The sequence below is a fragment of the Galbibacter kalidii genome, from assembly GCF_026241135.1.
Taxonomy (GTDB): Bacteria; Bacteroidota; Bacteroidia; order Flavobacteriales; family Flavobacteriaceae; genus Galbibacter.
The window spans coordinates 30318-45473 of record NZ_JAPFGA010000021.1; the positions used below are offsets into that span (position 1 = coordinate 30318).

Here is a 15156-nt window from a genome sequence, read left to right on the forward strand (position 1 = left end):
TAGCTCATGGCTGAAAGCTGATAACCTAAACAACAACTAAAAATACATCAATGACAGAATAAATGGAAGAACCAACCATAAAAAAATGAAAAATCATGATCAAGAATTATTTTAAAATAGCGTGGAGGAATATTGTGAAGAACAAAACGATGTTCGGGATCAATATTGCCGGTTTGGCTTTGGGTCTTGGAAGTTGTTTAATTATCGGCTTATTTGTTATAGATGAACTCAGTTACGATCGGTTTCATAAAAATTCCGACCGCATTGCCCGGGTGTATCTGAATGCCAAAATAGGTGATGAATTGATTAAAGAAGCTGGAGTGATGGCTCCGGTAGCCAAAGCCCTTCTTAACGACCTCCCCGAAGTCGTGGACGCTACCCGTATTTTAAGGGTCTCGAACCGTACCGTAGTCACCTACGAGGATAATACCATACGCAAAGGTAAAATGGCTTTTGTAGACCCCAACTTCCTGGAAATATTCAGTTTGCCCCTGATAAAAGGAGATATCAAAACCGCTTTGAGTAAACCAAATTCCTTGATTTTGACGCAGGAACAGGCTGAAGCCTACTTCGGGACCGAAGACCCATTGAACAAAACTGTCGAGCTCAAAGATATTGGCGTGCATGGTTCTGACGGATATATCGACAATAGTGGATCATATACCGTGACGGGGATTATTTCGGAAATACCTGCCAACTCCCATTTTCATTTTGATCTTTTGGCCTCGATGCAGAGCAATAAAGATGCCAAAAATCAAAGTTGGTTAAGCGGTAGTTATCATACCTATCTTTTATTGGACGAAGGAGTCGATATGGCACTTTTGGAAGCAAAATTACCGGCGATTACGGAAAAATATATGGGCTCTCAAATGGAAGCAGGATTAGGAATGACTTTCCGGGAATTTCTGGATAAGGGAAATCACGTGGGGCTGTATCTCCAACCTTTGACCAAAATACACCTCTATTCGGAATCGACAGGAGAGTTTGAAGAAGGAGGAGATATAAACACGGTATATATGTTCGCTGCCATAGCAACATTTATGTTGATAATCGCCTGTATCAATTTTATGAATCTTTCCACGGCAGGTGCTTCGAAAAGAGCAAAGGAAATAGGAATACGCAAGGTCTTGGGATCGGAAAAAAGGCAATTGGTCTTTCAGTTCCTGATCGAATCATTTATCGTTACTACAATCGCGATGGGGATAGGTGTCCTGATTTTTCTCCTTGCACTCCCATACTTTAACCAATTATCGGGCAAGTCTTTCGTATTTGATCAGATAATTACTCCTCAATTTTATTTGGTATCCGTGGTTTTGATCATAGTCATTAGTTTCCTCGCAGGAGGATACCCGGCCTTTTATCTATCGAGTTTTAAACCAATCAAGACCTTAAAAAACAAAATTTCATCCCACAAAGGCAAAGGAATCCGGAGTGGCCTGGTCGTCTTTCAATTCGCCTTATCGACTTGTTTGATAATTGGCACACTGGTGGTAAGCCAGCAAATGCACTACATCCAAAACAAAGATATTGGGTACGACAGGGAGGAATTGATCGTAATCAGAGATGCCGGCCTTTTAGGCGACAAACTCAACGCCTTTAAAACAGAATTACAAAAAGATTCTCGAATCCTCAGTATAACCACATCAGCCTTTGTTCCAGCCGGACCTACCGATAATAATGGAGCAATCCTTTTTTCCCATCTGGATAAGTCGCAAAAATTAAGGACAAAAGTGTACAATATAGATGAGGCCTATATTCCAACCCTGGGAATGGAACTCCTTGCAGGCAGGAACTTTTCCAAAGACTTTGGTTCTGAAGAAAACAATATCATCATCAACGAGACCGCGGTTCAATCTTTTGGTCTAAATAAAAACCCGGTCGGGCAAACACTGGAAGAATCGACGAACCTGAAAGGAGGAAGGCGAACCCTGACCATCATCGGAGTGGTAAAGGACTTCCATTCAAGATCACTACACGAGCCCATACTGCCCCTTATGATGAAATACAATCCTTACTACGGACTCATTGCAAGGGTCAAAACCGCCAATATGCCCGGTGTGATAGCGAGTATGGAAAACCGATGGAAGACTTTGGGTACCGGTGAAGCCTTCGATTATGCCTTTCTGGATGCCCTATACAATGAAACGTATATCAAAGAACAAAATATGAACTCTGTCCTGAAAATTTTTGCCATCCTGACCATTTTCGTGGCTTGCCTGGGCTTGTTTGGCCTAGTGACATTTACCACAGAACAACGGTTAAAGGAAATAGGAATACGAAAAGTCCTGGGATCGACCGTACCGCAGATTGTCACTTTGCTTTCAAAAGATTTTTTAAAACTCATACTTATTTCTTTTGCCATTGGCTTTCCCCTGAGTTTATATCTCATGAACCAATGGCTCCGGGACTTCGCATACCGGACAGATATTAAATGGTGGGTATTTGTTTTGGCGGCGCTCATTACTGTGCTAATTGCACTGGCCACCATCAGTTTTAAAAGTATAAAAGCAGCACTGGAAAACCCAGTCAAATCATTAAAAACAGAATAAAACAAAGACAAATGTTATTAGAACTTAAAAACATTTTTAAATGGGTCAATTCAGGGGGAAACAGGGTTTTCTTGCTGAAAGACATCAACCTCCAAGTTGAAGAAGGAGCATTTATTTCAATCATGGGACTTTCCGGGTCGGGGAAGTCCACTATGCTGAATGTTTTAGGGATGCTCGATACTTTTGATGAAGGCGAATACCTTTTCAACGAACAGCCGGTACACCAGTTAAAAGAAAAACACAGGTCCCGTTTGTTTAAAGAAAACATGGGCTTTGTTTTTCAGGCCTATCATTTAATCGACGAACTTACCGTTTACGAAAACATCGAAACCCCATTATTGTACAAAAAAATAAAATCCTCAGAACGTAAAGCCCTTGTTTCCGATATGCTCGACCGCTTCAATATCGTGGGGAAGAAAGATTTGTTTCCCGCTCAGCTAAGCGGTGGCCAACAACAATTGGTAGGCGTTGCAAGGGCACTGGTCTCCAAACCTAAATTATTGTTGGCCGACGAGCCCACCGGAAACCTTAACTCAAAGCAGGGAGAAGAAATCATGGAACTCTTTAAACAACTCAACCAAGAAGGGGTCACCATTGTTCAGGTAACCCATTCAGAAAAAAATGCGGCCTATGGCTCTCAAATCATTGAATTATTAGATGGGAGAGTAATCAGTAGATAAAGAGCAGGCTTAGGTTATTTAGTTCATATTAAGTTTTAAAAGAATCATCTGTTCTATATAAAATCAATAGAAAAACGAACACTTATGCAATTATTCGAACACCGACATATTAAAATTATGATCAACAAAAGTATTGTATCCCTCTGTGTTTTTTTTGGTGTATATGCTTTTGGGCAAGATAAAATGCAGGCACCTTTAACCTTGGGATATTGTATTGAGACTGCCCTTAAGAATAATCTTGACCTGAAAAAATCAGGTTTAGGTATGGAATCATCACATATTAATTATAAACAGTCGAAAGCTGATTTGCTCCCTACTTTAAATGCTAATTACAATTTAGGTGTAAGTAACGGGCGAAGTATAGATCCATATACAAATGATTATATTGATCAAAAACTTACCTTCTCTAATGTGGGTTTAAACCTTAATTTGACTGTTTTTAACGGTTTTAAGTTACTGAATAGGATTCGTCAAAGGCGGTACAGTTTTAACGCCTCAGAAATGGAAGTTGAAGAGCGCAGACAGAACTTAATCCTCGAGGTAACATTGACTTATCTTCAAATCTTAAATAACAAGGATCTTTTAAGACTGGCAAAATCCCGTTTGGAAACCACCAAAGAACAGTTGGAGAGACTTAAGTCTCTATATGAAGAAGAAGTTGGTAATCCGGCGGATTACACTGATATGCAAGGACAATATGCCTTGGATATGACAAGTGTAGTCAATGCTGAAAATAATCTAGAAGAGGCTAAGTTGAATTTATTTCAATTGTTGAATATGGACAGTGATTCAAATGCCGGTTTTACAGCTATGGATGTAACTGATCAAGTCAAAGAGTATCCGTATTCTTCTGAAGAGGTCTTTTCCATGGCCTTGGAAAATCTTGCCACGTTTAAAGCAAAAGAATTCCGGTTGGATGCGGCCAAGAGTGCAATAAAAGTAGCCAGATCCGGTTATGTACCCGAAATATCATTATTCGGTCAATTGAATACGAATTATTCCAGTGCTGCACAGCTTTTTACAGAAACCGGGACTTCTGTAGTGGAAACAGGAGGTTTTGTAACTGTAAATGATACCGATTATCCGGTGTTTGAGAATGAAACTCAATTTGCCGGCAGCGATATCAATTATATGGATCAAATTAAGAATAATGTGTATTCTTCCTTTGGGGTTGCTGTCAATATCCCGTTGTTAAACGGTTTTCAATCAAAGAATAATGTGGCCCTGGAAAAAATAAAACTCGAAGAATCCAAAATAGATTTACAAAATACCAAACTTGAATTTAAAAATGCAATTCAGCAGGCTTATTTAAAAATGGAATCTGCATTTGGTCGATACCATATCTATAGTGAACAGGTGCATGCTTTTGAGGAATCTTTCAGGATAAATGAGATAAGATTTAATAATGGAGTTTCTAATATTGTGGAATACATCACAAGCAAAAACAATATGGATAATGCCAGAATAAACCTCTCTAATGCTGAATATGAATATTTATTGAGGGTAAGGGTTTTAGAATATTATAGAGGGAGTCAAATCCTTTATGAAAAGGAATATAATTAACAATAAATAAAATCACCTTTTCTTATCCGTTATTCCAGAATTAGATGTTTAAGAGTACGCTTACTACCAAAACAGAAGACCGGATTATATTGTTGTTACTAATAGAACTCATTTAAACTTTCTCCAATTGGCTACAAAATGATCTTTTTACCCCATGTTTTGTCTTTTCTTTGCTTCATAGCTATGGCTATGCAACGCAAAAAAGCCTTCATCTGGGGCAAAAATCTCTATTTTTCGCTTCAATCAAGAAAGTTTAAACGAGTTCATAATCTGTTTTCAAAGAATAAAATAAATATGGGTTTTCCGTCTTTATCTTTTTATGCCCCTTAGGTTTTCAACATCAGAATCTTGAAGAACCGGATTGGCCCCTTCTTTAGAAGCTACCAAAGCCCCAATGGCACAGGCATAGTCTATAGCCTCTTCCGGATGGGTGTTTTGGTACAATTTGGTGATTAGCGATCCTAAAAACGAATCGCCAGCTCCTACCGTATCAACAACATTAACAGAGTAGCCTTCACTCGAATAAAATTCATTGTCCCAGTAAAGAATAGCGCCTTCGGCACCTTTGGTGATACAAATAGCTTTTGTTTTGGTCTTATTGGCAATAAATAAGATGTTTTCTCTTATTGTTTTTTTATTAGACCCCATTTTTTCAGCAATTTCAAAAAGCTCCTCATCATTAAACTTTATAAAATCAGAATGCATCATCAACTCCTCTAAAACCTCATAACTGTAATGCGGGGGTCTTAGGTTAACATCAAACACTTTAAAATTGGCTACACTAAGTAGTTCCAACAGTGTTGATTTTGAAATGGTATCCCGGCATATTAAACTTCCGAAAACAAGTATATCTGCTTTTTTAACGAGCTCTTTGTTAAGCTGGCTTGGTTCAATTTTATCCCAGGAAACCGGGTAATTAATAATATAAGAGGCGCAACCTTTGTTGTCTAGTTGTACGGTTACATTTCCTGTTGGAAAGTCTTTTTTTACTTGTACCCCTTCGATACTTATATTGTGCTGATTCAGAAATGTAACAAGCTGTTGTCCGTCTTCATCATTTCCAACGGCACTTACCATTGCCATATCACAGCCTAAAGCCTGCATTCTTAACGCTACATTTAAAGGAGCGCCACCAATTTTCTTTTTATCGGGAAAAACATCCCATAAAATTTCACCGTAGCTTACTCCTTTTATCTTTTTCTCCATTGATGTTATATCTATAGTTCCTCAATTATTCAATTTAGCATTTATAATCCTAAATTACTTAAGTTCAAGAGCTTTGTTTACATCTAGTGACGCCACCGAATCTATAATCATATCGGGTTTAAAAGCATAATCATCCAGCATGTTCTTTTTAGAAACTCCCGAAAGCGTAAGTATGGTGGTATAACCCAATTGAACCCCTCCCAGGATATCGGTATCCATAGTGTCCCCGATAATAATAGTTTCCCTGGCTTCCAAACCTAAATATTTGCGCGCAGAACGCATCATTACCGGACTGGGTTTGCCTACCGAAAAGGCTTTTTTACCGGTGGCTTCTTCAATCATAGCTATTACGGCTTTTATTCCTAAATTGGACCAACCTTTCTTTTTTGGTGATGGATCTAAATTGGTAGCTATAAATTTAGCTCCCGATAAAATCATTTCTACGGCCTGATTCACCATTTCCAGGGTGAAATTTCTACCTTCACCTACTACTACAAAATCAGGATTTGAATTAGCCATGGTATAGCCTTGTTGCAACAAACTTGTTATGAGTCCGCCCTCACCTAAAACATAGGCTGTTCCCTTAGGCTTCATAAACGACAAGAACGAAGCGGTTGCCATGGCACTGGTGTATACGTTTTCCTCTTTAATTTTAATACCCATACGCGCCACTTTATTAACAGTGTCTAATGGAGTTCGCTGACTGTTATTGGTCATAAAAAGGAATGGTATTTTTTCTTTTTGAAGGCTAGCAATAAATTTATCGGCTCCGGGAATCATGTCATCCCCACTATAGATTACACCGTCCATATCAATTAAAAATCCTTTTTTCATAAAATTCAATTTTTTTGAATAACTGTTTATACGGATAAAGTTAATTATGTTATTCTAAAAAAGAGGTGTTGTTTGGTCTTTTGTGTGTATTAATAACGTTTAAGAAATATTTGCCTCTTTTATTGTATTTTTTATTGTTTTAAGGCCTTCAATTTTAAAAATGATGAATCAAAAAACTGGTTGATATGTTATCATTCATATCAACCAGAGTTTGTTTTGTTTGAATTAATATCCCGGGTTCTGAATATATAATCCTCCGGTAAAATCAATTTCTCTTTGTGGTATTGGATAGTATTCATCCCTGTCAGCTGTAAAGCGTGCGTTAGATAGAAAATCCCTTTTGGTTTTTTCTTCATCTAAATAGGCATTTAAAACTTCTTCGGCCTCACCCCATCTAACCAGATCAAAAAACCTTTGGCCTTCCATGGCAAATTCCAATCTTCTTTCAAATTTAAGGGCTTTCCATGCATATTCTTTTGAAGGGAATGATTGATACAAATCGATATCATATACATCGCTGGCACCGGCATCTAACGGACGTTGTGTACTGTTTGCAGCCCTGCTTCTTACCTGATTGATAATTGGTAATGCCTCATCATACCTGTTTAACTGAATCAATGCTTCAGCTTTCCATAGCAATACATCTGCATACCTGATAAAGTCAACATTTTTAGAGGTTCCTACAAACGGTCCTTCTTTAACGTAGCATGAACAATCAGGAGCCTGTTGTTCTTTCATGTTTCCTAAGAATCCATATACACCGGGGTCTCTTGCCCAGCTAAAGTTATAAACCATATCGCCGGATTCATTTAATGTATTTCTGTATTTAAAAGGACGTCCAGGAATTCCGATAGTATGGTCGACCCTTGGGTCTAAGGTTACATCTGAGGTCAAAGGAGCTTCTCCATTCTCATCAACTGTATTGTATATGTCTGAATTGTTAAACGTATCTAATAAAGGTAGTCCGTTGGTGTCGGTTTTAAACGCATTCACCATATTCTGACTAGCTAAGTGGAAACCACAACAACCGTAAAGAGGTGTTCCGTGTGGAGAGTTCAATCCGGTAACAAAGCTTACCCTTCCAACTTCTGTTCCATCGTTAATGGAGAATTGTGCTGCCCATATAGATTCCGGGCCATTATCATGACCATTAAGAAAGTTATTGGCAAAATCGGGTTCCAGACTACCGGTAACTTCGTTAGCGTAATCAATAACTTCTTGCAGTAAAGTGGTGTTTATGTTCACTACCTGATGCTGATCGTCTTGTTCGTATGCTTGATACAATCTAAGCTTAGCCAGATAAGCCGCAGCAGCATTTCTGTCTGCACGTCCTACTTCATCTTGAGATTGTGGCAGATTATTATAAGCAAACAAAAAATCTTCAGCTATCTTGTTCCATAATTCATCGTTTGAAAGATCGTTTGAAGTTTCCAGAATTTGTTCCTGTGTAAGATCTTCAGTAATGTAAGGGATTTTTTTAAATAACAATTTCAGCATAAAATGAGAATGTGCCCTTAAAAAGCGTAACTCGGCTTGTCTTATTACTTTCTCCTGATAGTCAGCATCCGGGATGTCATTAATAACCGACAAGGCAAAATTAGCTCTTGAAATTGCTTTGTAAAAGTTGGTCCAGGTTCTTGGAGCCATCCAATCTCCCATATCGGGAATGGTGAGGTTGTATTGTTCATATCGGTCTACCACATCTACATCGCTACGGCCACCACCACCTTTGTAAGCATCATCTGAACGTACACTGCCATATACCCACTGGTGTGTTAAAGGACCTATCATTTCATCATTGGCAATGCCTGCATAAGCAGCTACCACCAACGACTCAGCATTTTCCGAAGTGGCTACATTTTCATTGGATAATACACCTTCAGGAGTATATTCCAGAAAATCATCTGAACAGGATACTGCTATAAATAAAGCTAGTAATCCTATAATTAATTTATTGTTTTTCATCTGTATAAATTTTAATTGTTTTTCAACAGTCAGACCTGCCTATGCCGGCAGGCAGGTGGAATCCCCTTATTCATTATCAGTTGGCATACCAAATTTGGTTTATAGAGGATTTCATCATCTTGAATTTTAAAAGTTAAGGTTAAGTCCTAAAGAAAGAATAGTTGGAACAGGAATCCTGTTTACATCGGTACGTTCAGGATCAGATCCGATATAATCTTTAGGAGTGATCCAGAATAAGTTTTCTCCCTGAACGTATAATCTTAATTTGCTTATACTACCCCACTTATTGATAATTTCACTTGGAAGTGAATATCCCAATTGAATATTTCTAAGCTTGAAATAAGAATTTTTTCTGTATAAGTAATCGGAAGTTCTTAAGTCATTAAAAGCTAATGATAATGAAGGGATATCGGTATCAGTATTGGTTGGGGACCATGCATCTAATACTCCTAAACCTGCATTTTCCCTTCCTTGTACAAAATTGTTCCAGAAAATGTATGGGTCTTGCCCGATTCTTCCGGTTACACCAGATCCAAATACTGAAAAGTCAAAGTTTTTATAGGCTAAATCAATTCTGATACCATATTCCAAGTCGGGTAAAGAAGTACCAATAAAATCCCTGTCGTTTGAATCTATAACCCCATCACCATTAATATCTACAAACTTTAAACCTCCTGGTCTTGCCCCTACTTGTTCAGGAGAGCTATCAATGTCTTCCTGGCTTTGAAACAATCCGTCTGTTTTATATCCAAAGATTGAAAACTGTGAATGACCAATGATTGAGTTTTCGGCAGTTCCCGGAAAAGCTGTACGTACTTCTTCCGGCAGATCTGTGATTTTGTCCCTAAAGGCTCCAAAGTTGGTAGAAACTCCTAACGAAAAGCCATTTTCAAATGTTTTTGAATATCCTAATGATAACTCCCAACCGTTGGTTTCTGTTGTGGCTCCATTTAAAACACGTTGCTGACCTTCACCAATGACAGATGCAATTGGCGGTGTTGTTAAAATATCGCTGGTTTCACGGGTAAAGTAATCAAATGAACCGCTAATGGTATTGTTGAATAAGCCAAAGTCGACACCTGCATTCCATTCTTTTGTGGTTTCCCATTTTAAAGCCGGATTGGCAGCTTGTATGGATACAAATCCTGACGGAAGGGTACCAGTGTCGTTTCCGTTAAGGTCATAAGCAGTACCAACGTTATAGTAAATTTCGAAAAAACCACCTATAAATCTGGCTTGGTTTGGACCGTAGCGCGATTCGTATAATCCAAACCTGGCCAAATCACCAATGTTTTGATTACCAACTTCTCCATAACCTGCTCTAAGCTTTAAGTTAGATATTATCTCGCTGTCTTCTAAAAACTTCTCCTGACTAATTCTCCAACCAACAGTTGCTGCCGGAAAAATACCGTACCTGTTGTCTTCACCAAATCTTGAAGATCCGTCTCTACGAAGTGTGAAAGATGCCAAATATTTGTCTTTATATGAATAATTTAATTTTCCGAATTGAGATAGTAACCTGCTTCCGCTTGAAGTTCCGTTTGATGTTCTTGCGCCTGTAGCAGCACCAAGAACAAAATAAGAATCTTCTTCTACCGCAAATCCATCAGCTGAAGCAAAGACACTGTCAAAATCGTTTTTAATCGATTCGGTTCCTAGAAGAACACCAATACGATGATCTTCTAGCTCCAACTTATAGTTTAAGGTGTTTGTAAAAACCACACTGGTAAATTTGTTGGTGTCGAGAATTAATCTGTTGGTCCCCCTGGTGATAAACCCGTTGTTTACAGTGGGTTCTATATCCCTTCTTTTAAAATCGTTAAAATCTAAACCAAGGCTTGTTCTGAAGGTAAGGTTGTCCAGAATTTTCCATTCTCCATAAAGGTTACCAAAAATGGAAGTACGCTCTGTATTGTCCCACCTGTTAAGGTATTGCATTAATACAGGGTTGTTCCTGTCGGAATACCCGGCACCTAAAGGGCCCGCAAATTCACCATTGCTGTCGTATACAGGTAATGTTGGTGCTAAAGTAATGGCTAATCCGGGTGTTGGAGCACTACCGACATCCGGAGATGCCAGTGTTTCATCTGAAGTTGAAAACTGGGTGTTGACACCAATTTTTACTTTATCATCAAAAAACTTGAAGTTTGAATTTAACTTGGCGGTGTATCTATCGTAGTTTGTGTATTTTAGAATTCCTGTATTTTTCAGGTATCCAACATTTACCAAGTGAAAAGATTTATCTGTGCCGCCGGAAACAGTTAATTCATTATTGTAAACATAGCCGGTTTGGTAGGTTTCGTCCTGCCAGTCGGTATCGCCGGCCGGTACATTGGGGTCGCCACCCACAAATGGTTGAACGGTAACACTGTTTAGTACTGGGTTGTTAAAATCTCCGTTCCAGTCAAAATTATAAATTTCCCCATAACCACCATTTGGATCTGCTCCATCGTTAACAGATGCCCGCCATAAAGCTTCACCTCTTTGTTGTGCATTAAGCATATCATAACGTTGCTTTTTTTCTGATAGAACAGATACATTTGAGTTTATGCTGATGTTAAGCTTTTCACCTCCGTCAGTCCGTGCACTGTTTTTTGTAGTTACGATAATGACTCCGTTACCAGCTCTTGCACCGTATAAAGACGAAGCTGATGCGTCTTTTAATACCTGAACGGATTCAATTTCACTGGGGTTAAGGCTGGCAAAGACCTCTTGCCTTACCGTAGGAACACCATCGATCACATACAATGGATCGTTGTTTCCAAGAGTACTCACTCCCCTGATGAGGACTCGGTTACTAGACCCGGTTGGATCTCCCGATTTTTCCACAAACAATCCCGGCACCCTACCCTGTAAAGCTTGCATACTATTTCCTGAACTCAGGCTTTGTCCTTCAAGGGGTTGAATGTCTACTACGGTAATAGCTCCGGTGACATCTACTTTACGCTCACTGGTATAGCCTACAACAACAATTTCATCAAGTTGTTGTGAATCTGCTTCAAGTGAAACATTGATGTTTGTTTGATTATTTACAGCTACTTCTTGGGGAGCAAACCCTACAAAGCTAAACACCAGTATGGCATCTGAAGGAACATTTTGCAAAGTGTAGTTTCCATCAAAATCGGTAGTGGTACCTGTGGAGGTTCCTTTTACCAATACCGAGGCTCCCGGCATTGGGAAACCGTCTTCTGCAGATGTAACAGTACCACTTACCTGTATGTCTTGAGCATACAAGAAATTAAGCGATGCTGAAAACATCAAAAAGAATAAAAATTTTAGTCTCATAATAATTAAAAATTAGAAGTTTAGTTAAACTTTAGTTGATCAATGGTTAAGTTTTTTATCACAGCATTGGGGTCTTCAGTTGAAACAGAAAAGGTTTCAAATGGAGCATGAGGAAAGAAAATTTCCGTCATTACTGAAGCTCCCTTATCGTAGAAAATTTCAATGGAAGTTTCATCTAAAATAATCTGGACAGTTAGCTTATCGCTTTCTGTTACTCGCGGTGCCACAGAAGGTTTTTGGCTAAACTTTTCGGAAAAGTCTATAAGTCCGGATTTACTTCTGTCTATGAAGAATTCATTTTTCTTATTATCCAGACCAAACGATATTGTATCACCTTTAGGATTGTGCAAATAGAAAGTGTATATATCCTCTTTTAGATCTGATATGTTAAAGGAGAGTTCAGTACTCGACAGGTCTATTTGTTCAGTACCAACAATCTTGGTATTTTTCTGAATACTTAGGGAATCAACCTTAAACGATTTTGCCCTGTAATTATAAAGTTCCTTGGCCGGAACTGAAAACAACCTGTATGAACCGCCATCTTTTTTTAACGTTAGTTCCCTTGCTATGGTCATGGCACTGCGCCATGTTTCCGTAGGTACTTCCTGGGCGTATTCCCAGTTGGACATCCACCCCAAAAATAATTTTCTGCCATCGGTGTCTGGAATATTAGACCAGGTTACCCCTGCATAATTGTCTTTTCCAAAATCGATCCAATAGGTATGTTCTTGCTCTAAATCGTTTTTAAAGTCAGGGTCTAAAGTGAATTCTTTTCCATCAAAATCACCCACAAAATATTGGGTTCCCGATCCGCTGTTGTATCCACCGGGATTTAAACTTTGTATCAAAACCCATTTTACTTCGTCCGTACCTTCAACCTGCATCGGGAAGATGTCGGGACATTCCCAAACACCACCATGGGCACCGATGTTTTGTCCGAATTCCGATAGTTTTTCCCAATCCTTCAGGTTTTTTGACCCGTAAAAAAGAGCTTTGTCATCAGCGGCTAAAACCATGAGCCATTGCTGATGGATTTCATCCCATACAACTTTCGGATCCCTGAAATCTTTTATACCCGGGTTGTTTATCACCGGATTGTTCTCGTACTTCGTCCATGTTGCTCCTTCATCAAGGCTATAGGCAATGCCCTGGGTTTGGTAATCGTCTCTTCCTTCTTTTTCACCTTTCGGATCGTGATAGGTGTAGATGGCAACGATAGGCGGGGTGGTACCATCTCCAAAACCTGTGGTGTTGTTATGGTCTACCACGGCACTCCCGGAGAAGATATATCCCAATTCATCGGGATAAAGGGCAATGGGCAGCTCTCTCCATTCTACCATATCGGTGCTAATGGCATGTCCCCAGTGCATAGGTCCCCAAACATTTCCGTCAGGATAATATTGAAAGAACAAATGGTAATACCCGTTGTAGTAAAACATTCCGTTGGGGTCATTCATCCAATGTTCTTTAGGGGTAAAATGAAAGTTCGGACGGTATTTTTCATCTTCGTTAATACTCAGGGCATTCTCATCCTGTGTTTCTTTTTTAGTTTTTTCGTTACATGAAACAGTAAGAGAAATAAAAATGAATAGGATAAACCCTTTTAAAATAGACTTACGGTTAGTTTTCATATTCTTTTGTTTTTTAGGTTTAGTTAATTGTTCGCTTAGTTCTTCTAAAGGAATTCCTTTGGTCTCAGGCATCAGGAACATTACAAATATTAATTGTAAAACCATCATGAAGGCAAAGATGCTAAACACAGCTGCCGGACCTATGGTAGAAAACAATATAGGTATCAATGATGGGATGATAGCTGCAAGTACCCAATGGGTTGAAGAACCCAATGCCTGCCCCGAAGCCCTTAAGTGGTTTGGAAAGATCTCTGAAATAAATACCCAAATAACGGCTCCCTGACCAATAGCATGAGAAGCAATAAATAAGAACAAAAATATGGGTACCGATAACCCCTGCCATTCAAAATGAAAAGCTATAGCTACCAATGATAATGATACGATATACCCGGCAGATCCGTAATACATAAGGGTTTTTCTACCCACCCTGTCAATTAGGAATACCCCGAGTAAAGTAAAGAGTAAGTTAACTACACCAATACAGATGCTGCTTAATAAAGCCGTACTTTCACCTAGACCGGCTTCACCAAAAATCCTCGGGGCATAGTATAAAAATGCATTGATGCCCGAAAACTGGTTAAAAAAAGCAATTAAAAAAGCAAGCATTATCGGAAACCGGTATTTTTTCATAAAGACATGATCGTGTCTTGTATGTTCTTCCTCTTCTTTGTTGATATTTAGCATTAACTCTTCAACATCCTTATCCGGATTGATGATTTTCAGGACTTTTTTGGCTTCGTTATTCCTGAATTTAGAGATAAGCCACCTTGGGCTTTCAGGAACCGACAATACAAGTAGGGTATATAGAAAAGCCGGAATGGCTTCAACCCCTACCATCCACCGCCAGGCATTTTCACCAATATTACTGAGCAAATAATTGGAAAGAAACGCAACTAAAATTCCAAGAACAATATTAAATTGATATAGAGAAACCAATCTGCCACGATCTTTTGCCGGTGCAATTTCTGAAACATAGGCCGGTGCAGCTATGGTAGATGCCCCTACACCCAATCCGCCCAAAAACCTAAAGAAAGCGAAGGTGTATGGATCATTGGACAAAGAAGAGCCTAAGGCAGAGATAAAATAGAAAATTCCAATCCAAAGCAAGGTTTTCTTTCTTCCAATTTTATTGGTGGGGATACCTCCAAATAGGGCCCCTATTACTGTACCCCATAATGCCATGGCCATAACTACAGAACCATGAAAGGCATCTGATGAGTTCCAAAGTTCTTGTAATTTTTTATCTGCCCCGGAAATTACTACTGTATCAAATCCGAAGAGAAATCCAGCCAAGGCAGCTGTAATTGACCAAATTAAAATTTTGCGCATATCGTAATTTTCTTAATCTGATGCTAATGTATGTGTAATTTAAAGGGTGGTATTTTGAGAATGTTTCAAATTGTTAAGAATATGTTATTGAAATGAAAAAAAACAGTGAAAGTC

The 15156-nt window shown here is 38.8% G+C and carries 8 protein-coding genes and 1 pseudogene; 3 read left to right on the forward strand and 6 right to left on the reverse strand.

All coding sequences use genetic code 11. The features are described 5' to 3' along the window. Nucleotides 1-95: 95 nt before the first annotated feature. The 3 genes from OOZ15_RS17475 to OOZ15_RS17485 all read left to right on the forward strand — a co-directional run bounded on the left by OOZ15_RS17475 (nt 96) and on the right by OOZ15_RS17485 (nt 4792). The gene (locus OOZ15_RS17475) at nt 96-2549 is read left to right on the forward strand and encodes an ABC transporter permease (protein WP_265957737.1); all 2454 of its coding nucleotides are present in this window, start codon (nt 96-98) and stop codon (nt 2547-2549) included. Between the two features lie 11 nt (nt 2550-2560). Continuing rightward, nucleotides 2561-3229, forward strand: coding sequence for an ABC transporter ATP-binding protein (locus tag OOZ15_RS17480; RefSeq protein ID WP_265957738.1), 669 nt, complete (start codon nt 2561-2563; stop codon nt 3227-3229). Nucleotides 3230-3313: 84 nt separating this feature from the next. Next, nucleotides 3314-4792, forward strand: a complete 1479-nt coding sequence (locus OOZ15_RS17485; RefSeq protein ID WP_265957739.1) for a TolC family protein — start codon at nt 3314-3316, stop codon at nt 4790-4792. A 309-nt stretch (nt 4793-5101) separates the two neighbouring features. On the opposite strand, the gene OOZ15_RS17490 is transcribed toward OOZ15_RS17485, so the two are convergent. From OOZ15_RS17490 to OOZ15_RS20345, 6 genes and pseudogenes are all read right to left on the reverse strand, one after another. Further along, nucleotides 5102-5998: a carbohydrate kinase family protein gene (locus OOZ15_RS17490; protein WP_265957740.1), complete on the reverse strand. Its 897-nt coding sequence runs from the start codon at nt 5996-5998 to the stop codon at nt 5102-5104. A gap of 54 nt (nt 5999-6052) precedes the next feature. Beyond that, entirely contained in the window at nt 6053-6832 is a 780-nt protein-coding gene (locus OOZ15_RS17495) for an HAD-IIA family hydrolase (protein WP_265957741.1), read from the reverse strand. Nucleotides 6833-7057: 225 nt separating this feature from the next. Then, nucleotides 7058-8797, reverse strand: a complete 1740-nt coding sequence (locus OOZ15_RS17500; protein ID WP_265957742.1) for a RagB/SusD family nutrient uptake outer membrane protein — start codon at nt 8795-8797, stop codon at nt 7058-7060. Between the two features lie 126 nt (nt 8798-8923). Next, complete coding sequence (locus OOZ15_RS17505) at nt 8924-12082, reverse strand: SusC/RagA family TonB-linked outer membrane protein (RefSeq protein WP_265957743.1); 3159 nt, start codon at nt 12080-12082, stop codon at nt 8924-8926. A 20-nt stretch (nt 12083-12102) separates the two neighbouring features. Further along, nucleotides 12103-13692: a glycoside hydrolase family 32 protein gene (locus OOZ15_RS20340; RefSeq protein ID WP_323670662.1), complete on the reverse strand. Its 1590-nt coding sequence runs from the start codon at nt 13690-13692 to the stop codon at nt 12103-12105. Then, nucleotides 13672-15042: pseudogene (locus tag OOZ15_RS20345) on the reverse strand (sugar porter family MFS transporter); the annotation flags it as partial. The gene OOZ15_RS20340 and the pseudogene OOZ15_RS20345, both read right to left, overlap by 21 nt. Nucleotides 15043-15156: the final 114 nt, after the last annotated feature.